This is a genomic window from Corynebacterium kefirresidentii (genome assembly GCF_016599755.1).
Taxonomy (GTDB): domain Bacteria; phylum Actinomycetota; class Actinomycetes; order Mycobacteriales; family Mycobacteriaceae; genus Corynebacterium; species Corynebacterium kefirresidentii.
Window position 1 is genome coordinate 782627 of sequence record NZ_CP067012.1, and the last position, 22694, is coordinate 805320.

The following is a 22694-nucleotide window of genomic DNA, read 5'->3' on the forward strand; positions in this document are numbered from 1 at the left end:
ACAACCATAACGCGAAGCCCGCGGCCACCCCATCGCATTTATGCGCTTTTATTCAACTGGCTTATCTTCCCGCGACGGTGCAGGCTCCTAGACATCTGCCTCCTCTTCCTCCTCGGATTCGGAGGCGTGGCCGGAGACAAAGCCATATTTTTTCAACCTGCGGCGGTCTGCGGCCGAGGTGGATTGAGTGAGTTTGAGCAGTTCGGCATAAATGCCACCGGATTGAGCCAGCTCGGCCGGCGAGCCCATCTCATCGATGCGGCCGCGGTCCAAGGTGATGATGGTATCGACGTCCGCAATGGTGGACAACCGGTGGGCAATAATAAGCGTGGTCCGGTCCTTCATCAGCTCATCCAAACCGGCCTGCACGGCGCGCTCGGACTTGGTATCAAGCGCCGAGGTGGCCTCGTCCAATACCAAAATGGGGGCGTCTTTAAGCATGGCGCGGGCAACGGAGACGCGCTGCTTTTGTCCACCGGAAAGCTTAAGGCCGCGCTCACCAATAACGGTGTCATAGCCATCCGGGAAGGCCCGGATAAACTCATGGGCATTGGCGCGCTTGGCGACGTCCACGATTTCTTCCTCCGTGGCACCCGGCTTGCCGTAGGCGATATTTTCGCGAATGGTGCCGGAGAAAAGATAAGACTCCTGGAAGACTACGCCCACCGAGGCGCGCAGGCGCGAGGCAGTGAGATCGTCTACCCGGTGGCCTAGCACATCGAGGTGCCCCGCTGAGGGGTGGTAAAGGCCCAAAAGCAGGTTCACCAAGGTCGATTTGCCGCCGCCGGACTCGCCCACGAGTGCTACCTTATGGCCCTCAGCGGCCGCGAAGGAAATATCCTCCACCACGGGCTTGCCCTCCTCATAGGCGAAGGAAACGTGCTGAAAGGAAAACACCGGCGCGCCGGGTGTGGGCTCGAGTGGGCGAACCGGCGTGAGATCCAGCTGCGGGGTATGCGAACCGGTGGTGGCGGCCACCAGTTCGCGCGGGGCGGTGGGCTCGAGCTCTTCTTCCATTACCTTGAAGTAGTCCTTCGAACCGGCGATTGCGCGCTGGGCGGTATCGACAATCCAGCTCATCATAAAGACCGGCTGCTTCGCACTGGAGACCATCTGCAGCAACATGACCATATCGCCCAAGGAAAAATGCCCCTCCAGCGTGCGCCAGAAGATAACGCCGTAGATACCTAGGAAGATAAACGCCATGGCCAGACCGCGGAAGGTATCCATCATGTGCCACCAGCGCGATTGCGGCTTAGTGGTATCCACCACGGTGCGGTAGCACGTAGCAAAGTGGAAGAGCTCGCGGGTCTCGCTCACAAAGGACTTGGCCACCTTGACCTGCCCTATGACCTCGGCAAAGCGGCCATTAGCCTGGTCAATATTCTCATTTTTAATGGCCTCAAACTTCTGCCAGCGCTTCGAGGTCAGCGCGGTGAGCCACATATATACCGGGAAGAGGAGGGCCAGCAGGATAGCCAGTGGCCAGTAGAACCACGCGGTAATGGCTAATACCGCGAGGGTTTGAATGATCATCGTGAAGAAGTTATTGGCAAAGGACTGCACGAACTGCGTGATATTGGCAATCGAGCGATCCAGCCGGGCGATGATCGTGCCGGTGACCTGGTTATCGTAATAGCCCTGCGGGAGGGCGAGCAGCTTGGCAAAGTAGCGGGTAGACAAAATCTCGCGCAGGCGCGAGACCATGACATCGCCGATGTAGCCACCAATATTGCGGAAGAGGGCATTGGCGGCGTCGGCAAGAAAAAGCGCCACAGCCAATAACAACACGGTGCGCAGTGCATCGCCGGCCGGGGCGTCCGTCTGCAGCGCCTCTACGATCGTATCGGTAGCGTGGCGCGTCAAAAAGGGCGATATCAGTGCTAGGACTGCGGTGACCGTGGCAGCTAGTAGCACGCCCAAGTAATAAGGCCACAGGGCAGAAGCACTGCGAGTAATGCGCAAGATGGAATTCATAAAACCACACTCAATTCAAAAAGGCGGGTAGTGCGCGATTTTAAGGGAGGAGAGATTTAAGCGACTGCCTAGTATGCCACATGCGGGGTTCACGGGAGTAAATGCCTAAGTTCCGGAAAGATTAGGCTAAGGTACTTGTGCAGAAATACAACAATCTTCGCGTGCAAAGGATCCATCCACGGTGAAAATTTCTCACATACTCGGCGCAGGCGTGGTCAGCGCTCTCGCCGTGACCCTGACCGGATGTAGTGTTCTCCAGCCGGAAGAAACAGGGCTCGGGGACAATATCACCGTCTCCAGCTCCGAAGAAGCCCCGTACGAGGCCAAGGACACCGATGACAAAGAGGTCACTTCTAACCTTGCCGAGCCGGTAAAGGATAAGGGCTTGGGCGTGAGCTGGGAACTGCAGGGAGTGTATTCCGATAACAATTCCGGCGGCTCCGTAGTGACCATCCTGCTGAAGAATGAAAACGACGTTCCCTTGCCGGTCGACGCCTTTGAAGATCCCACCCTCGAACGCGCCGACGGCAATGGTGGCTGGGCCAAGATTAATTCCTTGCCCTATGACGAGCAGTCTGCCCCGGATGTGGAGCCACCAGGACTCGACCACCCGTTGGGAGCGGGTGCCTCGGTGAATCTGCAATACCGCTACGACGTCACTCCTGGCAACCTGTGGAATGCGCGCCTCCACGTAGGCAACGTGACCTGGGTAGGAGACCTTAATCTATGACGGAACTTGTAGTCTTGGCCTCTGCCGCGGGCGAACCCATCGGCACCGCTCCCAAGGCCGAAGTTCATACCTCCGATACCCCGCTGCACTTTGCCTTCTCCGCCTGGCTAACCTGCGGCGGCAAAGTGCTAGTCACGCGCCGCGCGCTGAGCAAACTCACCTGGCCTGGCGTGTGGACCAATGCTTTTTGCGGCCACCCCGCTCCCGGCGAGGAGAATACGGCTGCAGTACTGCGCCGCGCCTCCTTTGAGCTAGGCATCGCGCCTTCAGATCTATCCGCCCCGCGGCTTATCCTGCCGGATTTTTCTTATCGCGCGGTGGATTCTTCAGGCACGGTAGAAAACGAAATCTGCCCGGTATATACCGTCGAGCTTGCCCCTGATGCGCAGTGGGAGCCCAATCCCGAGGAAGTAGATTCCTACCAGTGGGTCGAGCCGGCCCGGCTTTTTGCTGCCGCCGATGCCATGCCTGGCGTCTTTAGCCCGTGGATGATTGATGAGCTAGCGGACGAAAAGCTGCGTGCTGCGCTGTAATTACAGCTCCTCGTCGTTATAAAAGGCCGCGGCCACATAGTCCAAGGTGGCATAGGCTAGGCGACGCTCGCCCGTATCGAGGTCAAATTCCAGCACCTGGTGGTCATCGCCATAGCTGGGGAATCCGGGCTCACCCGTGGTGGCAAAATGGCGTAGCCACTCATTGAGCTCTTCGGCGGGGGCGTTGTTTTCCCCTTCGCTACCATTGCCGCCAAAAAGTGGGCCGAGCTCGGCGCAGTGCACTGCGGGGGCATTAGTGCGGGTAAATTCCATCATCCACGTAGGTCCTGGAGCATACTCGGCTACCTGGGCGGTCCAACGTCGCACTGCGGCATCACCGATGAGCCGGCCCATCGGCCGCTGCGGATCCACATAATGCGCCAGTTGCCGCCACTGCTTGAAGCGCCCCTGCGAAATCCCAAACTTGGGCGAAAGATAGCTGGTAATAAAGCCCGCCAAGGCCATCTTGTCAATGCGCTGGGCTGTGGGCATGTCATAGAACTCATCGCGGGTAGATGTCACGACGATAGGGATATCCGCCAGTTCTTCGGCCCGCAGTGGCGCGGGGCCCAAGGCGACATCGAAGCGATATTTCTTGCGGAATTTGGCATACCCTTTGGCCAGCGATTCTGGGTCCATTTTTTCTAAAGCTTGGCGCGTGACCGGCACACCTAGAGCCTTGCGTAGGTCGGTGACGCGGTGCTCGAAGCGGTCGCGTGGGAATGCTGGCGAGAGCGCCAGCACGCGGCGGAAACCGCCCCGGAAGTGATCGCGGCGTGCGAGCCACAAGCTTATTGCCGCCCCAGCGGATTGGCCTACCAAAGTGATATTGGTTTTATCGCCACCAAAGGCCTCGATATTGTGCTGCAGCCATTCCAAAGCTAGGAGGCAATCATCGATGCCGCGGTAGCGGTCCGCCTCATCGCCGTCAAAGCGTGCGAAACCAGCCAAACCGACCCGATAACCCACGTTGACCTGGATTACACCGTGACGGGCATTCTTTGTCCCCGAAAGCCGCGGATCCTCGTGCGATCCGTGCTCGTAGCGCCCGCCGTGAACATAGACCACCACAGGGCAGTCGCTGGCATCGGCAGGAGTGGTAATGGACAAAGCAATATCTTCTGGGTGCGGCTCGCGGGCATCCTGATCGACGCTGCGATCATATGGCTCGGCAGGAGAGTAGGGGCTGGGGATGTTGCAATAGCGCACCGAATGGAAATAGTGCAGGCCATCTCGGCGTACGCCGGTGATCCGGCCGGAAGCGGTGGCGACGGTAACAGGAATCTGGGCGCTCGACATGTCAGCCAGACTACCGCGAGCAAGTAGGATAAGTAGCCATGGAGTGGTTGACGAGCTTGGGCAGCACGCTATCGCAATTGTTGGTGCAGGCGCCCGTGTGGATTCAAATGGTCATCGTGGTGGCCATCGCCGTGCCGCTCATGGTGGTCGTAGCGTGGTGCCTGATGTGGGTGGTCGACTACATAGCCAACCGAGGCAAACGCATGATTTCCCAGCAACGCAGCCACAGCACTAAAATAGACCACCATGGCTGAGGAAAATAACGAGCGGGCACGGCAAGAGCGCGCCGAGCTGCGCGCTAACCCCCGCGAGGGCCTTTGGGACCCCGAAGCCAAGCGCGCCGGCCAGTCTTCTACCTCGGCGGCCACGCCTGGTGCACAGCCCGTTAAACGCAAGCGCGCTCTGCCCAAATCCCGTGTCACGCTCACGTTGTGGACGATGATCGCGCTGGTGATAGTCGTCGCACTGATCGGCCTGTGGACCTAAACCTGCTCCACCCCGCACCAGCGCCTAGGCCCGGCGTTAGGCCTTCCGCTTTATGCTTTCCGGCTGGTGGCCTCTAAGTGCTGGAAGAATTCCAGACTAGGAAGATCCTCAATGAGCAGGGGAGCGCCGTTGGTATCACATAGCGGCACGCACCAATTGGGATAAAGATCGTGCGTGGTACCCGGCTGATTTTGTGCGCGCACATCACCCACCATGTCCACCAAGCTGGTGCACGCAAGAGCCGAAGGTGTACCTACGATATAGCGATGCAGCGCTTCGCTTATATCCTCCTCCGCGCCGCGAGAAGCGCGCTCTGCCGGATCTACGAGGTAATCGCGCTGTGGCAAGAGGCCACGGTCCGCCACGGTTGCGAGTACGCGGGCCTGCCACTCGATGTCATCGCGCTGCTCTTCTTCCACCGAGCGGGTAAGCACGCCTAGGTGCGCGCGTAGCGAAATATGATCGCCGCGCAGGTAGGCCAAGGTGGGCGGCAGATCATGCGTATTGACTGAGGACAGCGCCAGCTGGCGGTATTTCTCCTGCGGCAGCGGGGAGTAGTCATCATCGTCGCGTTCAAACCACACGATGGACGTACCCAGCACCGCCTTCTGAGCGAGCACATCTTGTACCCACGGCTCTACGGTGCCGAGGTCTTCACCAATGACCACGGCACCAGCGCGTTGCGCCTCCAGAGCCAAGATGCCCACCATGGCCTCAAAATCATAAGAGACATATGTGCCCGTCAGCGGGCTGGCCATGCGCGGGATCCAGTACAGGCGGAAAAGCCCTAAGATGTGGTCCACGCGCACACCGCCGGCATGGCGCAGCACGGTGGAGAGCATCTCCCTCCACGGGGCGTAGCCGGCGGTGGCCAAGCGCTGCGGGTGCCACGGCGGCTGCGACCAATCCTGGCCTTGCTGGTTATAGTCATCCGGCGGGGCACCCACCGAGCACTGCGGTGCCAAGTATTCGGTGAGATTTACCGCATCGGCGCCACCTGGGTGCACGCCCACCGCCAGGTCAGTGACCAGGCCCAGGCGCATGCCGGCATCGAGCGCACGCTGCTGCGCGGCGGCTAGCTGCTCATCGCAGAGGAACTGCAACCAGGAATAAAAACGCGTGAGCTTGTCCATATCCAAGCCCTCGGCATGGCGCTGGCCCGATTGCGCCGCGGCATCGCGCTGCGCGCACCAGGCAGCGAAATCGCGCAGCCCGCGGCCCTCTTCGCGGGCATAGCTTACGAAAGCCTCTTCGCGCTCCGGAGTGGGCTGGTAATTAAAAAGCTCGCGCAGCACCTGCAGCTTGGCTTCAAAAATGGTGTCGCGCTCAATTTCATCTGCGCTGCGGTTGCGCTGGCGAAACTCTTCGGCCAGTTCGCGCACATCATCTTGTAAGTCCTCCGGCAACAGCTTGAGCTCCGGGATGGATTCGATGTGCAGGTAGAGCGGGTTGATAAAACGCCGCGTGGTGGGAAGATAGGGAGAATCCTCAATCGGCGGTAGCGGCTCGGCTGCATGCAGCGGGTTGACCAGCAAAAAATCCGCATGCGGGGCGAGTGTTTCAGCCAGCTGCCCCAAATCCTGGAAATCACCTATTCCCCAAGAAGACTCCGAGCGCACCGAATAAAGCTGCGCCATCACGCCGCTAATCGGGTGCTCGACAAACTCATCGGCCGTGGTGAGGCGCGCCGGGGTGATAATCAGCGAGCAGGCATGCTTGCCGATGCCCTCTGACTCCAGCACCAGCTCGTGGTAGCCCAGCGGCAGATCGCCAGGGATATGGAAGCTGGCCTCGCCCCATAGCGTGCCATCGACGTCTGCGTCTGGGGCGTCGTTGCGATCTTGGTAGACCTCGCGGGTGCCGCCTTCTTCCAATTCGATGTGTACGTTGGCGGTGTCGCCGGCATGTACATGCACAACGAACCCGCGCTCCTGACCCTGGGGTGCGACGACGCAGTGGGGAAGGGGCTGGGAGGAGCGGGTGAGGTAGTCGTCGTAAAGCAGCTGCGTCAGGGCTGCATCGTCTGGGTTATCTTCGATGGCCACGCCCAAGGCGCGCAGGGTATAGGTAATAGTGTCTTCAGCAACGTGGACGGGGAAACCAGACTGGGAGGCATAGCTGGTGGCCACGCCGTGGCGCTGAGCGAGTTCTTCAAGCAAGTCGCGGGTAGTCACAGGCCACATTGTGCCACGGGGACAACGCGCCTGCTGGGAAACAGATTGGTACAGTAGGCGGAGATTAATAAATAGCTGTTCGAAAGGACACCGCGTGACCCTGCAAGAAGTGCATACCCCGGCGCAATTTACTATCGAGCCGGGCGAAACCTGCCTGACCGCCCTGATGGACACCGCGAAGAAGCGTCCGCACGGCGTCATGTTTACCCGCCCAGCAAATTACGAGTGGGTCAATGTAACGGGCAAAGAATTCATCGATGAGGTCTTTGAAGTAGCCCAAGGGCTTATCGCCCTTGGCGTGCAGCAGGGGGACCGCGTCGCTCTCATCTCTGCTACCCGCTATGAGTGGTCCCTTTTGGATTTTGCCATCTGGGCCGCGGGAGCCGCCTCCGTGCCGGTCTACCCATCTTCCTCCGCCTCCCAGGTGCGTTGGATTATTGAGGACTCCGGCGCAGTGCTGGCCATTACAGAAACCCGCGAGCACTCCGAACTGGTAGAAAACCTGGTTTTGCAAGAAGATGGCGAGCCCAACCTCAAGGGCTCTCCTTCGCAGCTGCGCCGCGTATTGGAAATCAACTCCTCTGCCATTGACACCCTCAAGTTCGAGGGCCGCGGCGTGGCCGCGGAGGAGGTCTACGCCCGCATCAAGGCCACTTCCACCGACGACCTGGCTTCCCTGGTTTATACCTCGGGTACCACCGGCCGCCCCAAGGGCTGCATCCTCACCCACCGCAATTGGCTAGCCCAGACCCGCGGCCTGTGCACCAATCCCATTGGTATCTTTGCCGTCCCGGGCAGCCATACCTTGACCTTCCTGCCGCTGGCGCACGTCTTTGCCCGCGCGGTATCCATTGCGGTGGCCATGCGCGGTGCCTCCCAGAACCACTGGTCGGACTTTTCCACCATTTCCATCGAGTTCGCCCGCTCCCGCCCGAACGTCATTTTGGGTGTGCCACGCGTCTTTGAAAAGGTGCGCAATTCCGCTGCTGCTAAGGCGGCCGATTCTGGCATTAAGACCCTTCTCTTTGAGCGGTCCGAGAAGGTTGCCATCGAATACTCCAAGGCTTTGGACAAGCCGGAGGGCCCGGATCGCCTGCTGAAGGCCAAGCACAAGCTCTTTGACAAGCTGGTGTATTCCACCATCCGCAAGGGCGTGGGTGGCAACGTCAACTACTGCATTACCGGCGGCTCCGCCATGGGCCATGACCTGCTGCACTGGTACCGCGGCATCGGTATCCCGGTCTATGAGGGCTACGGCCTCACCGAGGTTGCCGCCGCGGCCGCGGTGGACTTTGTGGACCAGTCCATCGGCACCGTCGGCCCGCCCATGGGCGGCGTGACCTTCCGCATTAACGATGAAGGCGAAATCTGCATCAAGGGCGATATCGTCTTCCACGGTTACTGGAATAACCCGGAGGCAACGGCCGAAGCCCTCGAGGATGGTTGGTACAACACCGGTGACTTGGGTGAGATTGATGAGGACGGCAAGCTCGTTATCACCGGCCGCAAGAAGGATCTGATTGTTACGGCCGGCGGCAAGAATGTTTCGCCCGGCCCGATGGAGGATATCCTGCGCGGCCACCCGCTTATCTCCCAGGCCATGGTGGTAGGCGATGGTAAGCCCTTCGTGGGAGTGCTGCTGACGCTGGATCCGGATATTTTGAAGCGTTGGAAGCTGGACCACAATATTCCGGAAAATCGCTCTATGCGAGAGCTGGCCACCGATCCCACCCTGCGCGCGGAGCTGCAGGATGCCATCAACCAGGTCAATGCCACCGTCTCCCACGCGGAGGGCATCAAGAAGTTCTACATCCTTGAGTCTGACCTTACTGAGGAAGAAAATGAGCTGACCCCCACCATGAAGGTCAAGCGCAACGTGGTAGCGCAGCGTTATGCTGCGGCCATTGAGCATTTGTACAAGCGCTAGTCTGCGCGATGGGTACACCCGAGGACATGTCCTCGGGTGTTTCTTTTTGCCCTGCTTGGCGACGCCCCTTGTGCAGCTCAACCCGCCGCCCTCTGCTCTGGGCGGTCGAACCTGCCATAAACCTGTGAATGGCTTCGGAGTGTCGCGCGCCCGTGGCGGCGGATCTCGCATAGAGTCGTGAAGCGTTACAGCAAACCTCAACCTCTACTAGAGGTTAGAAATGGGACCGTGGAAGGAGTGGCTCGAAGCCAATGCACAAAATCGCCGCCGAGCTGCGCCACCGCGAGCTTACGCAAGAGATTTATAATATCGGCGACGAAGTCGCAGAATATCTCGAGCACCTCATTGAAGCCATCGAGGATTGGGACGAAGAGCTGTGCATGGATTGCCTGGCCGAGCTAGGCGATATCGTCGAAGATGCTCGCGTTGACTCCGGCCGCTGCGTGGGCGAGCTGATGGGCCTGCGCCAAGCTTTGGTTTCCGGCGTGCGCTCCGGCACGATTTCCGCCGCTTCTTCCGGTGTGAACGACGTGGAAGAGCCGGAACAACTCACCCCGCGCCTGCTGGATGAACGATTCCCCATCTCCAAGCCCATCGTGGTGCACGAGCTGGCCCAGTCCCTGCGTTACCGTACCCAGGCCGTGGCGGATTACCTGCGCGAGGTAGTCGAGTACGTGCTTGCGCAAACCGACGCCGTGGCCCGCAACCTCGACATGGTCTCCCTGCCGCACCTGTACAAGCGCACCGGCGAGTCTGCTCTCATTGCAGTCCAAGCGTGGAAGCACACGGTGCTTGATACCCACCCCGCCTATGTGCGCACGATGCGAGGGCATAACCCGCCGCAGTTCTTGGAGGAGCGTGCCCGCGTAGCGGCGGTGGTGGAAAAGGTTCGCGCTAAGCGTGAAGCGGCTCGCCGGGCTACTACTGCATAAATTATTGAGGCTTCCTTGTTTTAGACAAGGGGATGTTCACGGCCACCGAGATTCCCTCTCTCGGTGGCCGTTGAAGTTTCCAGTGGATTTATGCGTGGATTTCCGGAGGGATCTGCCCCAATTCGGGTAGAAATTTAGGAGAATTTTAGGTTAACAGCCGTTTCAGATGGTCCACGTTATGCCTGTTCAGCTGATTAGATCCTGTAGCCAGCGATGTTGTTGCCAGGTCACCCTTAAAATTTAAGTAGAAAATACTCTTAGTGCGCTGTAGGGTATTTTCCGTCCACGCGAACGCCGTGCCCTAGCATCATCTACACGCGGCGCGCGCAATTAAATTCTTCAACCATATCTACAGGGAGTCAAACCATGGGCGCACGCCGAACTTCTCGCCTCATTGCCAGCGCAGTGGCCGTAGCCACCTTCTCTTCCATTACCGTTGTTCCTACCGCCGTCGCTGCCGAGGACACTACCTTCGTCGAAGAAAAGACCACCGACGATACCGTAAGCCTCAATGGCATCGAATTCGATGAAGAAGGCAACCTGCTCGAGGAAAACAACGCCGGTGATAAGGCGATGAAAGAACTCGACGCGGAAGACGATGCCGCCGATTCCATCACCCCATATGCTGTAGATGGTGCTGAGGAAGCCACCGAGACTCCGGCCCCCGAGAAGCCTGCAAAGCCGACCTCTCTTGATGAGCTCGCACAGACCGAGGCCTCCAATGACGACGTGAACGTCAAGGTGGTTAAAGACGAAAAGAAGGACCAGCTGGTCTGTGAGGTGACTGATGCCCCTGAAAAGGAAGGCAACCTGCTCGACCTCAAGCTTGCCCTAGCTAAGGCGTTCTACGATGGCGGCGAGAAGATTATCAAGACCGTCTGGGAAATCATTCCGGTAGTCGGTGACCTGGTTCCGGCCGATTTCATCGATAAGATTTCCGGTAAGACCTGGGATGGCATTGCCAAGCTGGTCAAGGAAGGCGAGAAGGACAAGACCGTTACCTGGGACCTTTCCCGTGCCCAGGGCATGGCCATCGGACGTATCGATAATGCCGATGCCGATGTTGATATGAATAACCCGGATGCCGCAAAGAAGACCGTATCCGGCCTGCTCAAGTTCGCAGACGGTACCTTTGGCAAGGGAACCAAGGTTATCTTGAAGCTCTTTAATGCAGCCGTTACCATCGCTGGCTTGGTTCCAGGTGCGAACGTCGCTGGCGACCTGAAGCTGAGCAAGGATCAGCAGAAGAGCATCGAAGACTCCCTGAACAATATCTCTACGGCGGCCTCCGACCTGGCAGCCGTCAACGCTCCGGCCGGCCAGCTGTGCTCCGATATGCTCAACGGCAAGAAGACCAAGGATCAGCCTGCTGAGGTCGATCCTTCCGAGGAACCTTCCTCCGAGGAAACCACTCCTGAGGAGTCCACCGAGCCTTCTACCAGCGAGGCTGTCGTTGTTCCCGGCAAGGATGGCCAGGATGGCGTAGATGGCCAGGACGGCCGCGACGGCCGCGACGGTCGCGACGGTCGCGATGGTAAGGACGGCGAGAACGGCCGCGACGGTCGCGATGGCCAGGACGGCGAGAACGGCCGCGACGGTCGCGATGGCAAGGACGGCCGCGACGGTGAAGATGGCCAGGACGGCAAGGACGGCCGCGACGGTCGCGACGGCCGTGACGGACGCGATGGTCGCGACGGTATCAACGGCAAGGATGGCAAGGACGCGGACCTATCTTCCGTGGCCGGCTTCTCCTTCCTTGCAGCCCTGGTAGGTGGCGGCACGGTACTGGGCATTCTGTCTGCCGTTGACTACCTCTACACCCATGGCATGCTGCCGAAGAACAGCGTCCCATGGCGCATCAACCAGTAAGACCATTCTCTTAGGTCTTTAGCTGGAATCGGTAAAGCCTCCACGAGCATGTTCTCGGGGAGGCTCTTTCGATTTGTAGTCACTGTTGCGTCGCATCCCGAGAAATATTCTCACACCCTCCCTTCGCGCTCACCGGCGCGGCAGATTTCGTCGCGAAAGTGCTGCCGGTGAGCGCGAATGGCAGGGGAGGGAAAGATAGGGGAGAGGAAGTCAGATGTGGCGGCAGGTAGAAACCGCGGACTTAAGCGGAACGGGCGGCCTTCTGCCCAGCGGAGACGGTGGCGGTAAGGTCGGACAGAAAACGGTCGGGGTGGTCGACGAGCTGTCTCGGGGAATAACAAAGGACGGTGAATCCCGCCTTTCGTAGGAGCTGGTGACGCTCGCGTAGGTGGGGCAGCGCCTTCGCAGAGACGATGTCAACGAGATAGGCGTTGTTGATACACAGAGCGGTCGTGATGTCGGGAAGAGCTTTGAACTGTGCTTTGAAGAAAATAGGCCACGGGAAATCAGCCTCAATGATAAGGGCGCGGGCAAAGGACTCATATGGAGAACGGGAAAGCTCAGAGGCATGGTGGATCACAGCGCGGACGATGCGGCTATTGCGTACTCTTCCCATGCGGGCGAATTCTTGAGTGAGTTCTTCCCGGCTTACTCCGGCGCGTAGTGCCGAGTCGGCGGCGATGAGGCCATCGCGAAAGCCGTGGTAGCGGGCGATATCGATAACCGCGCGGGCTTTGGAAACACAGCGGGCGCCGTCCACGAGGACAGGTTCAGGCAGGGAAGCCTTGCGGTAGATGCGCTCGGGGTGGCGGCGGTCTTTGTGGGGGAGCGTATTGGTGGGAAGTGCCATCTCAATCTGTTCCTCGGCCGTGGCGATGACCCACAGGCCATGTACTCGGGCGGCGGATTTGGAGATGAGTACTGCGGTATAGGCACTGCGAGCGGCGGCAATGGCGCGCAGGCGCAGTTGGGACGGGAAATCGAGGCAATGATAGTGATCGCGCCGGACAGCGATGCGCGGTGCGAGCTTAAGGTAGGTGCCGTTTTTCAGGTCGGTCCAAAAGGTGGGGTGGTTAGCGCGGATGGAATCGATATTGGTCAGTGGTGTTGTCATGCCTTTAAGCAAAGGACACGCTTCTGGCCGGCGCGAGGAAGTAACGGCCGGGCTTGTGGATAACGAGGAGGCTGAGATGGTCAAGTGCTCAAAGTGGCTGCTGGGGTAAGCAGGGGCGAACTTGTCCACAAGGTGGAGAGGCTGCACTTGCGCGAGGGCGGGAAATAGGAAAGGCCGCGCCGGCAAAAAGGGGCGGGCGCGGGCGGGGACGAGCGGGACTTAGACGGCCGGGGGAGGGGTGACCTTGTCTAGCTGCTCGGTAATCTGCGGCCACAGCTGGCCCATGATGTCATCCCAGGTAAGGATCCACACGGCATTGTCCTTATCGGCCTTACCCACCATGACGAGCTGCTCGTTGCGGGCCCGCATATGGTCCAAGGTCTTTTGCACGGTAGTAGAAGAAGACACGGACAGGGCGGGGCGGGAGAACTCGAGGACCGGGGTCTCCGGAGCTGCCAGCAAGGTATCGCGCACGTGGACTACGCGGGGAACGCGGGAGTCCTTAGGAAAGACCAGTACGCGCATGATGTTCTTGCGCACGACGAGGTCCTGGAGATCGTCCACGGTGGCGTCGGAAGGCAGGGGCACTACCTCGGAGCCGTGGGCGCGGGCCATGGCGCCAACAGTGGAGTTTTCCAACTCGATGACATCGGAAATCTGGTTGGCGGAGTCATCATCCAATGCGCCGGTTTCGCGGGAATGCTCGACCAAGGTACGCAGGGTCTCGGCATCGTAGCCGGCCGCACCGGCACGATCGACGGGCTCTTCGCCCGCCATGGCCACGAGCTTATTGGCCATGACATTGATCCATTTCAGCAGCGGGCGGAAGATCCACACGAAGCCGCGCGCGGGAACTGCGATGACCTGCAGTGCGGTTTCAGGGTGTGCGATCGCCCAAGACTTCGGCGCCATCTCACCCAGCACTAGGTGAAGGAAGGTGACGATGAAGAGGGCGAGGATAAAGCTAGCGACATCGGCAATGCCCAGTGGTAGTCCCACAGCTTCTAGCGGGGCCATGAGCAGGTGGTGGACCCACGGTTTGGTCACAGCACCCAGCACGAAGGTCGCGGCGGTAATGCCCAGCTGCGCGCCGGCAAGCATGATGGTCAGTTCATTGAGCGAGCGCAGGCCGGCCCGGGCAGTACGGGAATTTTCCGCATACTCTTCCAAACGGTGACGGCGAGCGCCCATCAAGGAGAACTCGATAATCACAAAGAAGCCGGAAGCGGCGATGATAAGTAGGGTAACGAGGAGGTTAAGCCACCAAGATTCGGTCATTATGCATCCTCCTTCTCATCGTCATCATCGGACTGGTCGGGGTAATCCTCCACCAGCTCGATGGCAAGGACGGAGGGCACGTGGCGGTCCACCTCTTGCACGCGCAGGCGGATAGAGCGCACGGGCGCCTCATCGTGGTCCACCCAATCATCGGGCTCGGCCTCGAGCTGAATGGCGTGTTCCTCACCGACCTCTGGCAACGCGCCGGAGTGGGCGATGACGAGGCCAGCGACGGTTTCGAAGTCGCCCTCAGGCAGGTCGTGGCCGATGGCGCGCTCGATTTCATCAATGGGCGTATCGCCATCTACCACCCAGTGGGAATCGTCCTGCTCGGTGATTTCCTCGGTTTCTTCGATATCGTGCTCATCGGTGACATCGCCCAAGATTTCCTCGGCCAAGTCCTCCATGGTCACGATGCCTACGAAGCCGCCGTATTCATCGATGACGCAGGCCATCTTTTGCTCGCTATCGCGCAGTTCTTCCACGACATCTGGTAGCGGCATCAGCTCGGGTACCACGACGGGGTCCTGCATGATGCTGGTGGCCTTGGTGGCGGCGGGAAGGTCGCTTCCCAGCACGTCGATAAGATGCACGACGCCCACCGGGTTATGTTCATCATCGATGACGGGGTAGCGGGTGTGATCGGACGACATCATCTCGCGAACCTCACCAAGGGTGGTGTCCGGGTCAATGACGTCCACGCGGGAGCGCGGGATCATGGCATGCTCTACGTCGTGCTCAGGGAAATCCAGCAGGCGGTCGAGCACCATATAAGTATTCTCATCCAGATCGCCGGCCTCATGGGAGGAATCCACGATGGATTCCAAGTCATCGGCGGTGGCGGAGGAGTCCACGTCTTCTACCGGTTCAATGCCAAAAACCTTGAGGATGGCATTGGAAGAGTACTCAAAGAAGTGGATGAGCCAGCCGAATAGCCGCAGGTAAAGCTGCGTGGAGGAGGCCAGCCAGCGCGCCGTCTTCATAGGGGCGGCGATGGTGTAGTTCTTGGGGAAAAGCTCCGCGAAGAGCATGGTTGCAATCGTGGAGATGAAAAGCGCCAGGATGGTGCCCACAGTAATAGACACTGCGCTCGGCACACCAACGCCGCCGAGCAGGACGCCCAGTCCTTGGCCCACGAGCGGCTCGGCCACATAGCCGATGAGCAGGCCGGTAATAGTAATGCCGAGCTGCGCGCCGGAGAGCATGAAGGAGGTCTGCTGGGTAATAGCCAGCGCGCGCTGCGCCGTCTTATCCCCCTCAGCAGCCTGGGACCGCAGCTGTGTGCGGTCCACGGACATAAAAGAAAATTCCTGGGCCACGAAGTATGCATTCGCGACGATGATGAGGCCGATGACTACAAATCCGGCCAGGATCATCAAAATAGCCGATAACATGATTTACTCCCCACCGCCTAGAAGGAGGTAGGGACATCGACTGGGAGGTTCCACTGAGGGTGCCTTTCTACTTGGGAAGATGCAAACATACTACATGCTTAACCCCCCTTTCGGCCATTTTGTTCCCGCCCTATTAGGGTTTTATCCATGACTGAACCCTTCGGGCTGTATATCCACGTTCCTTTCTGTGCCACTCGTTGCGGGTATTGCGATTTCAACACTTATACCCCAGGAGAGCTCGGCAGCCCGCGCGATCTCACCGGGCCTTATCTGGATGCCTTGGACCGCGAGCTGGAGTTGGCGGCCGCGCGCGTAGGCCGCCCGGCCGAGACCGTCTTCATTGGCGGCGGCACGCCTTCTTTGCTGGGCGGGCAGGGGCTGACCCGGATCCTCAACACCGTCCGCTCCACCTTCGGCTTGGCACCAGGGGCGGAAGTCACCACCGAATCCAACCCGGAGTCCACCTCACCGGAGTATTTCGCCCAGCTTGCCGACGCCGGCTATACCCGCATCAGCCTCGGCATGCAGTCCGCTTCCCCCGGCGTTCTCCAAGTCCTAGAACGCGCCCATACCCCTGGACGCGCCTTCGCCGCCGCTCGCGAGGCTCGCGCCGCCGGCTTCGAGCACGTCAACCTGGACATGATTTATGGCACGCCCACCGAAACGGATGACAATGTGCGCGAAACGCTAGACCGCGTGCTGGAGACCGGCGTGGACCACGTCAGCGCTTACTCGCTCATCGTTGAAGACGGCACCCGCATGGCCCGCAAGGTCAACAAAGGCATCTTGCCCGCCCCTGATGAGGACGTGCTGGCCCGGCGCTACGAGATGATTTCTTCCACCCTCGAAGCGGAAGGATTTGAGTGGTACGAGGTCTCCAATTGGTCCAAGCCTGGTGGCGAGTGCGAGCACAACCGCATCTACTGGGTAGATGGCAATTGGTGGGGCGCAGGCCCCGGCGCCCACTCGCACTTAGGCAACGAGCGTTTCTTTAACGTCAAGCACCCCTCGCGCTATATCGACGCCCTTGGCCGCGGTGAGCTGCCCATTAAGGAAACCGAAGCGCTCACTGAGGCCGACCGCCACATGGAAAAGGTTATGCTTGGCCTGCGCCTGCGCGAAGGTATCCCGGAGGCTTGGATCGATACCCATGCCACTCCCGCCCTCGAGCGCTTCATAGGCCGCGGCCTGCTCGAGCGCGCCGGCGAACGCGTACGCATCACTAAGCCCGGCCGCTTGCTGGCCGATGGCATCATCACCGATCTCCTCGTCGCTGAAGAAACCTAATCTTCGTCCCGTCTACACTCGAAAGCACGTGAAAGAGCCAAGCGAATAGGAGCGACATAGTGTCTACCTCAACCGATGCCCGCCGCAAGGAAGTCCTGCGCGCCATCGTGGCGGACTATATTGCCTCCCAAGAACCGGTCGGTTCTAAAACGCTGCTGGAGCGCTACCAGTTAGGTGTTTCTTCGGCCACGATCCGCAATGATATGGCCGTGCTGGAATCCCAGGGCCTTATCGCCCAACAGCACGCCAGCTCCGGCCGCGTGCCCACCCAGCAGGGCTACCGCCATTTTGTCGACTCCCTCCATGAGGTCAAGCCGCTTTCGACCCCGGAGCGCCGCGCGATGCTCAGTTTTTTGGAAGGCGGCGTGGACTTGGAAGACGTGCTGCGTCGCTCGGTGCAGCTATTGGCGCAGGTGACAAAGCAGGCGGCCGTCGTCCAGCTGCCCAACCTTAAGGTCTCGCGCGTAAAGCACTGCGAGGTTGTGGCGCTGTCCCCAGTGCGCCTGCTGCTGGTGCTTATTACCGATAACGGCCGCGTGGACCAGCGCAACGTGGAGCTCGATGAAATCATTGACCAGGATCAGACCTTCCGCCTGCGTGACATCGTCAATAGTGCGCTGGTAGGCAAGACGCTTAGCGACGCCTCCGTGGAACTTGCCCACCTCGTCGACGAGGCTCCCTTGGATATCCGCCACCATGTGCTCAAGGTGGCCACCACGCTCATCGAGACCCTAGTGGAGCAGCCCTCCGACCGGCTGATTATGGCCGGTGCCTCCAACCTGACGCGCGTGGCCCGCGAGTTCCCAGAAGGTTTACCCAAGATTATTGAGGCGTTGGAAGAACAGGTCGTCGTCCTCAAGCTGCTTGCCCGTGTGCCGGATCTAGGCAACGTCTCCGTGGTCATCGGCGAGGAAAACGAAGAAGACCAGTTGCGCCAAGCCTCCGTTGTGGCCACGGGCTATGGTCTCGGCACCGGCGATGAGGTGGCCACGCTCGGCGGCCTTGGCGTGGTGGGGCCTACCTTTATGGATTACTCGGGAACAATCTCTAAGGTCTCTGCCGTTGCACGGTATGTGAGCGAAATTTTGGCCGGCGAGCAGTGCGAGTAAACTAGCTGGCCGCGCATTATTTTTTCAAGTTAACCCCAACAAGACGAATTAGAAGGAATATCTCTTACAGTGGCTCGTGACTATTACGGCATCCTCGGTGTTGATAAAAACGCAACTGACCAGGAGATTAAGAAGGCCTACCGCAAAATGGCCCGCAAGTATCACCCGGATCTAAACCCGGATGATGAAACCGCGGCTGAGAAGTTCCGCGATGCCGCGCTGGCTCAGGAGGTCCTACTGGATCCGCAAAAGCGCCAGATCGTGGACATGGGCGGCGACCCCATGGAACAAGGCGGCGGTGGCGCCGGTGCGGGTGGATTTGGCGGCTTCGGTGGCGGCGGCCTGGGCGATATCTTCGCCGAGTTCTTTGGCGGCGGTGCTGGCGGCTCCCGCGGCCCGAAGTCCCGCGTCCAACCGGGCAATGATGCCCTGCTGCGCACTCGCATTACCTTGGAAGAGGCCTATACCGGCTTGAAGAAGAAGGTCACCGTGGATACCGCCGTGCTGTGTGATACCTGCGGCGGCACCGGCTCTGAGTCCAAGTCCAAGCCGGTTACCTGCGATAATTGCAATGGCATGGGCGAAATCCAGGAGATGCAGCGCAGCTTCTTGGGCAACGTGATGACCACCCGCCCGTGCCCGAAGTGCCAGGGCTTTGGCGAGGTCATCACCGATCCATGCAACCACTGCGCCGGCGACGGCCGCGTGAAGAAGCGTCGCGATATTACCGTTAATATCCCGGCCGGCATCAACGACGGCATGCGCATCCGCATGGCGTCCCAGGGCGAGGTCGGCCACGGCGGCGGCCCAGCCGGTGACCTCTATGTTGAGGTCCACACGGAGGAGCACCCCGTCTTCCAGCGCAACGCCGATGATTTGAACCTCACCGTGCGCGTGCCGATGATTGACGCCGCCTTGGGCACCAACTTCACCATCGACCAGCTCAATGGCGAAGAGCTCACGATCGATATCGAACCGGGCACCCAGCCGGGTGAGTCCATCAAGGTCGACGGTGCCGGCATGCCGCGCCTGCGCACCGATGGCTTTGGCAACCTCTTTGCCCACGTGGACGTCGTCGTGCCAAAGGACCTGGACCGCAAGACCCGCGAGTCCCTGGAGAAGATTCGCAACTCCCGCGACGAGGGCGCGCGCGTGCGCACCACCGGCGACGGTCAAGAGGAATCCTTCTTCAGCCGCATCCGCGATAAGTTCCGCCGCTAATGTCGCTCCCCGTCTTCATCCACCCGGACCTTTCCGCCGCGCGCACCGGCGAGGCCTTCAGCCTCTCTGGCCCGGAGGCCCGCCACGCCGTGACGGTCAAGCGCATGGGGGAGGGCGAGCGCCTCGAGCTTATCGACGGCACCGGTATCCGCCTCACCCTCACCATCACCGCCGCCACGGGCAAGGACTCCCTAGAGGGCATGGTTGAGTCCATCGTCACCACGCCTGAGCCCACCCCGCGGGTGACCGTGGTGCAGGCCATCCCGAAGTCCGAGCGTGCCGAGCTCGCCGTGGATCTGGCCACCCAAGCCGGCGCCGATGAGATTATCGCCTGGCAGGCAGACCGCTGCGTGGCCAAATGGGACGGCAAGAAGGCACCAAAAGCGGTGGCCAAGTGGCAGGCGGCCGCAGATTCTGCGGCCAAGCAATCCCGCCGCGCCCGCATCCCCCAGGTGCGCGGCCCGCTGACCACCCCGCAGCTCGTCCAAGAACTCAGCCGCGACCGTGCCGCCGGTGATGCGGCGGCTGCACCCACCGTGCTTGTCCTGCATGAAGAAGCCACCGCCTCCATCAAGGATGTCACGCTCGCAGACGATGTCGTTCTGCTCGTCGGCCCCGAGGGCGGCATCGGTGACGCCGAGCTCGATCGCCTCAAGGAGGCCGGCGCCACGCCTATCAAGCTCGGCCCGGAGGTGCTGCGCACAGCCAGCGCGGCAATGGTGGCGCTGGCGGCAATCGGCATGCGCACCCAGCGGTGGTAGCCGGCGCTGGTAGCCTAAAGCACGTGCCTATCATCACGAAGAAATGTGAGCTAGATTCCGCCTACGTCAGCATCGTGCTGGGTAGCGCGGACGATAACTTGCGCGTGCTCAATAACCGCCTGGATGCGGACCTTTTTGCCCGCGGCAATGTCGTTACTATCACCGGTCCCGATTATGAGGTGGCCCGCGCCGCGAAGATCCTTGACGAGCTCGAAGCCATCGCCCGCCGTGGCCACGCCGTATCCACCGATACGGTCAAGCACACGATGGACATGGTGGCGGTAGAGGCGCCGCAGTCGGTTTCGGCGGCGCTGGCGGCGGACATCGTCAAGCGCCGTGGCAAGGCCGTCCGCCCAAAGACGGTGGGCCAGTCCGAATACGTGCAGGCCATCGACGATAATACGGTGGTCTTTGGTATCGGCCCGGCCGGTTCCGGCAAGACCTACCTCGCGGTAGCCAAGGCGGTGCAGGCTCTGCAAACCAAGCAGGTCTCGCGCATTATTCTCACCCGCCCGGCTGTAGAGGCAGGGGAGAAGCTGGGCTTTTTGCCGGGCACGCTCAATGACAAGATTGATCCGTACCTGCGCCCGCTATACGACGCCCTGCGGGACATGCTCGATCCAGAGATGATCCCTAAGCTCATGGAGGCCGGCATCATCGAGGTCGCTCCGTTGGCCTATATGCGCGGCCGCACATTGAACGATGCGTTTGTCATCCTTGATGAGGCCCAAAACACCACGCCCGCGCAGATGAAGATGTTCCTCACCCGCCTGGGCTTTGGCTCCAAGATCGTGGTCACCGGCGACGTCTCCCAGGTGGATCTCCCGCATGGCCAGGTCTCCGGCCTGCGCATCGTGCGCCGCATCCTGCGCAACGTGGAGGATATTCACTTTGCGGACTTGGGAGCGAAAGACGTGGTGCGCCACCAGCTGGTCGGGCGCATCGTCAATGCCTATGAGACCTTTGATAATAAGAAAGCCGCAGAATACGAGGGAATGGAATGAGTATCGAGTTTCTCAATGAATCCGGCTTCGAGGGCGTCAACGAGGAGATGCTGATTGACGTCGCTTCTTATGCCTTCGGCGCCATGGACATCAACCCCGATGCCGAGTGCACAATTACCTGCGTGGATTTGAAGACCATCGAGGATCTCCACGTGCGCTGGATGGACCTGGAAGGCCCTACCGATGTCATGAGCTTCCCCATGGATGAGCTCACCCCCGGTGCGATTGCTGGTGGCGGCCGCCCGGATGCCGCCGATCCAGGCCCGGCCATGTTGGGCGATATTGTGTTGTGCCCCGAATTCGCATTGCGCCAGGCCGATGCCGCTGGGCACTCCCTAGGTCACGAGCTTGCCCTGCTTACGGTCCACGGCTGCCTGCACCTGCTGGGCTATGACCACTCCACTCCGGCCGAGGAAAAGGAAATGTTCGGCCGCCAAAACGAGCTGCTTGCGGATTGGTACGACGATGTGGCCGATCGTGGCGTGGCTTATCAGCCCAAGCCTTCCGGGCCGAAGGCTTTTCCCGATGCCGCCGAACGCGCCAACCTGGACAAGCAGGTTCCCGGTGGGGGAATACCTGCGGTGGGAGAACCACAAGATCGCCCGGAAGAATAATTTTTCGCTTTCTTTTGTGAGCGCGTGCGCCGCATAGCACAATGGAAACCTATGACTATCCTTTCCATCCAGTCCCACGTCACCTACGGCCACGTTGGCAACTCTGCGGCCGTCTTTCCTCTGCAGCGCGCCGGCCATGAAGTATGGCCGGTCCACACGGTGAATTTCTCCAACCACACTGGCTACGGTGACTGGGGCGGGCCGATGATTCCGGCCAGCGATGTCACCTCCATTATCGATGGCATTGAAAAGCGCGGTGCCTTCCCACAGATTGACGCCATTCTGTCTGGCTACCAGGGCGGCGCCGACATTGCCGACGCCATCGTGGAAACCGTCCGCCGCATTAAGGCCGCTAACCCCAAGGCGCTTTACGCCTGCGATCCTGTAATGGGCAATGCTAAGTCCGGTTGCTTTGTCTCCGATGAGATCCCGCCGCTGCTGCGTGACCGCGTTGTGCCCGTTGCCGATATCATCACCCCCAACCAATTTGAGCTGGGCTACCTCACCGATTCCGAGGTCGGTACCCTCGATCAGACCCTCGCCGCGGTGAAGAAGGCGCAGGAAATCGGTCCAAAGACCGTTCTGGTTACCTCCGTCAAGCGTCCCGAAACTCCAGAGGGCCAGATTGAGATGCTCGCCGTTGACGGCGACCGCGCCTTCCTAGTGTCCACGCCACTATTGCCGTTTAAGCGTAACGGCTCCGGCGATGTCACCGCCGCCTTGTTTACCGGCCACTACACCGAGACCAGCGACGTTAAGGAGTCCTTGCGCCGCACCGCCTCCTCTGTCTACGACCTGCTGGAAAACACCTATGAGGCCGAGACTGCTGAGCTTCAGCTCATCCAGTCTCAGGATGTATTCGCACACCCGCGCATGCAGTTCCACGCGGAGGAGCTTTAGGCCTGGGCAATCTCTACGGAAAGCCCATTGTTGCGGACCCTATCCAGTGAGAGGTTAGGTTGCCTAGCGCAGCACTGCGGCGTAA

The 22694-nt window shown here is 60.2% G+C and carries 20 protein-coding genes; 14 read left to right on the forward strand and 6 right to left on the reverse strand.

Annotated features, from left to right (window positions below):
- Positions 1-87 precede the first annotated feature (87 nt).
- Positions 88-1977, reverse strand: a complete 1890-nt coding sequence (locus I6I12_RS03880; protein WP_200288767.1) for an ABC transporter ATP-binding protein — start codon at positions 1975-1977, stop codon at positions 88-90.
- Positions 1978-2158: 181 nt separating this feature from the next.
- Here I6I12_RS03880 and I6I12_RS03885 point away from each other — a divergent pair, with 181 nt between their 5' ends.
- Positions 2159-2707, forward strand: a complete 549-nt coding sequence (locus I6I12_RS03885; protein WP_049361590.1) for a hypothetical protein — start codon at positions 2159-2161, stop codon at positions 2705-2707.
- Positions 2704-3240, forward strand: coding sequence for an isopentenyl-diphosphate Delta-isomerase (gene idi / locus I6I12_RS03890; RefSeq protein ID WP_200288768.1), 537 nt, complete (start codon positions 2704-2706; stop codon positions 3238-3240). Before I6I12_RS03885 ends, idi begins: the two co-directional genes overlap by 4 nt.
- Here the strand turns inward: idi and I6I12_RS03895 are convergent, their stop codons facing one another.
- Positions 3241-4539, reverse strand: a complete 1299-nt coding sequence (locus I6I12_RS03895; RefSeq protein ID WP_200288769.1) for a carboxylesterase family protein — start codon at positions 4537-4539, stop codon at positions 3241-3243.
- 38 nt (positions 4540-4577) lie between these two features.
- Here I6I12_RS03895 and I6I12_RS03900 point away from each other — a divergent pair, with 38 nt between their 5' ends.
- A complete protein-coding gene (locus I6I12_RS03900; protein ID WP_200288770.1) occupies positions 4578-4793 on the forward strand; it encodes a hypothetical protein in 216 nt (71 codons plus the stop codon).
- The gene (locus I6I12_RS03905; RefSeq protein WP_086588323.1) at positions 4786-5025 is read left to right on the forward strand and encodes a hypothetical protein; all 240 of its coding nucleotides are present in this window, start codon (positions 4786-4788) and stop codon (positions 5023-5025) included. The genes I6I12_RS03900 and I6I12_RS03905 overlap by 8 nt, the downstream gene beginning before the upstream one ends.
- 50 nt (positions 5026-5075) lie before the next feature.
- On the opposite strand, the gene malQ is transcribed toward I6I12_RS03905, so the two are convergent.
- Positions 5076-7199, reverse strand: a complete 2124-nt coding sequence (gene malQ, locus I6I12_RS03910) for a 4-alpha-glucanotransferase (protein ID WP_200288771.1) — start codon at positions 7197-7199, stop codon at positions 5076-5078.
- Between the two features lie 94 nt (positions 7200-7293).
- On the opposite strand from malQ, the gene I6I12_RS03915 reads away from it, so the two are divergent.
- The 3 genes from I6I12_RS03915 (at position 7294) to I6I12_RS03925 (ending at position 11927) form a co-directional block, all read left to right on the forward strand.
- On the forward strand, positions 7294-9126 hold the full coding sequence (locus tag I6I12_RS03915) for an AMP-dependent synthetase/ligase (RefSeq protein WP_200288772.1): 1833 nt from the start codon (positions 7294-7296) through the stop codon (positions 9124-9126).
- A 251-nt stretch (positions 9127-9377) separates the two neighbouring features.
- Positions 9378-10058 carry a hypothetical protein gene (locus I6I12_RS03920; RefSeq protein WP_086588326.1) on the forward strand — a complete coding sequence of 227 codons (681 nt, stop codon included), beginning with the start codon at positions 9378-9380 and terminating at the stop codon, positions 10056-10058.
- A 366-nt stretch (positions 10059-10424) separates the two neighbouring features.
- Positions 10425-11927 carry a hypothetical protein gene (locus I6I12_RS03925; protein ID WP_200288773.1) on the forward strand — a complete coding sequence of 501 codons (1503 nt, stop codon included), beginning with the start codon at positions 10425-10427 and terminating at the stop codon, positions 11925-11927.
- Between the two features lie 241 nt (positions 11928-12168).
- On the opposite strand, the gene I6I12_RS03930 is transcribed toward I6I12_RS03925, so the two are convergent.
- From I6I12_RS03930 to I6I12_RS03940, 3 genes are all read right to left on the reverse strand, one after another.
- Entirely contained in the window at positions 12169-13041 is an 873-nt protein-coding gene (locus tag I6I12_RS03930) for a hypothetical protein (protein WP_200288774.1), read from the reverse strand.
- Between the two features lie 219 nt (positions 13042-13260).
- Positions 13261-14319 carry a CNNM domain-containing protein gene (locus I6I12_RS03935; RefSeq protein WP_200288775.1) on the reverse strand — a complete coding sequence of 353 codons (1059 nt, stop codon included), beginning with the start codon at positions 14317-14319 and terminating at the stop codon, positions 13261-13263.
- Complete coding sequence (locus tag I6I12_RS03940) at positions 14319-15713, reverse strand: hemolysin family protein (RefSeq protein WP_200288776.1); 1395 nt, start codon at positions 15711-15713, stop codon at positions 14319-14321. The genes I6I12_RS03935 and I6I12_RS03940 overlap by 1 nt, the downstream gene beginning before the upstream one ends.
- 147 nt (positions 15714-15860) lie before the next feature.
- Here I6I12_RS03940 and hemW point away from each other — a divergent pair, with 147 nt between their 5' ends.
- From hemW to pdxY, 7 genes are all read left to right on the forward strand, one after another.
- Positions 15861-17000, forward strand: coding sequence for a radical SAM family heme chaperone HemW (gene hemW, locus I6I12_RS03945; RefSeq protein WP_200288777.1), 1140 nt, complete (start codon positions 15861-15863; stop codon positions 16998-17000).
- A gap of 59 nt (positions 17001-17059) precedes the next feature.
- Positions 17060-18109 carry a heat-inducible transcriptional repressor HrcA gene (gene hrcA / locus I6I12_RS03950; RefSeq protein ID WP_200288778.1) on the forward strand — a complete coding sequence of 350 codons (1050 nt, stop codon included), beginning with the start codon at positions 17060-17062 and terminating at the stop codon, positions 18107-18109.
- Positions 18110-18178: 69 nt separating this feature from the next.
- Positions 18179-19330 (forward strand): molecular chaperone DnaJ, encoded by a 1152-nt coding sequence (dnaJ, locus tag I6I12_RS03955; protein ID WP_200288779.1) that lies wholly within the window; start codon positions 18179-18181, stop codon positions 19328-19330.
- On the forward strand, positions 19330-20091 hold the full coding sequence (locus I6I12_RS03960) for a 16S rRNA (uracil(1498)-N(3))-methyltransferase (protein WP_200288780.1): 762 nt from the start codon (positions 19330-19332) through the stop codon (positions 20089-20091). The genes dnaJ and I6I12_RS03960 overlap by 1 nt, the downstream gene beginning before the upstream one ends.
- Positions 20092-20114: 23 nt before the next feature.
- Positions 20115-21095 (forward strand): PhoH family protein, encoded by a 981-nt coding sequence (locus tag I6I12_RS03965; RefSeq protein WP_200288781.1) that lies wholly within the window; start codon positions 20115-20117, stop codon positions 21093-21095.
- Positions 21092-21709 (forward strand): rRNA maturation RNase YbeY, encoded by a 618-nt coding sequence (gene ybeY / locus I6I12_RS03970; RefSeq protein WP_200288782.1) that lies wholly within the window; start codon positions 21092-21094, stop codon positions 21707-21709. Before I6I12_RS03965 ends, ybeY begins: the two co-directional genes overlap by 4 nt.
- Before the next feature lie 51 nt (positions 21710-21760).
- On the forward strand, positions 21761-22609 hold the full coding sequence (gene pdxY, locus I6I12_RS03975; RefSeq protein WP_200288783.1) for a pyridoxal kinase PdxY: 849 nt from the start codon (positions 21761-21763) through the stop codon (positions 22607-22609).
- The last annotated feature ends 85 nt before the right edge of the window (positions 22610-22694 follow it).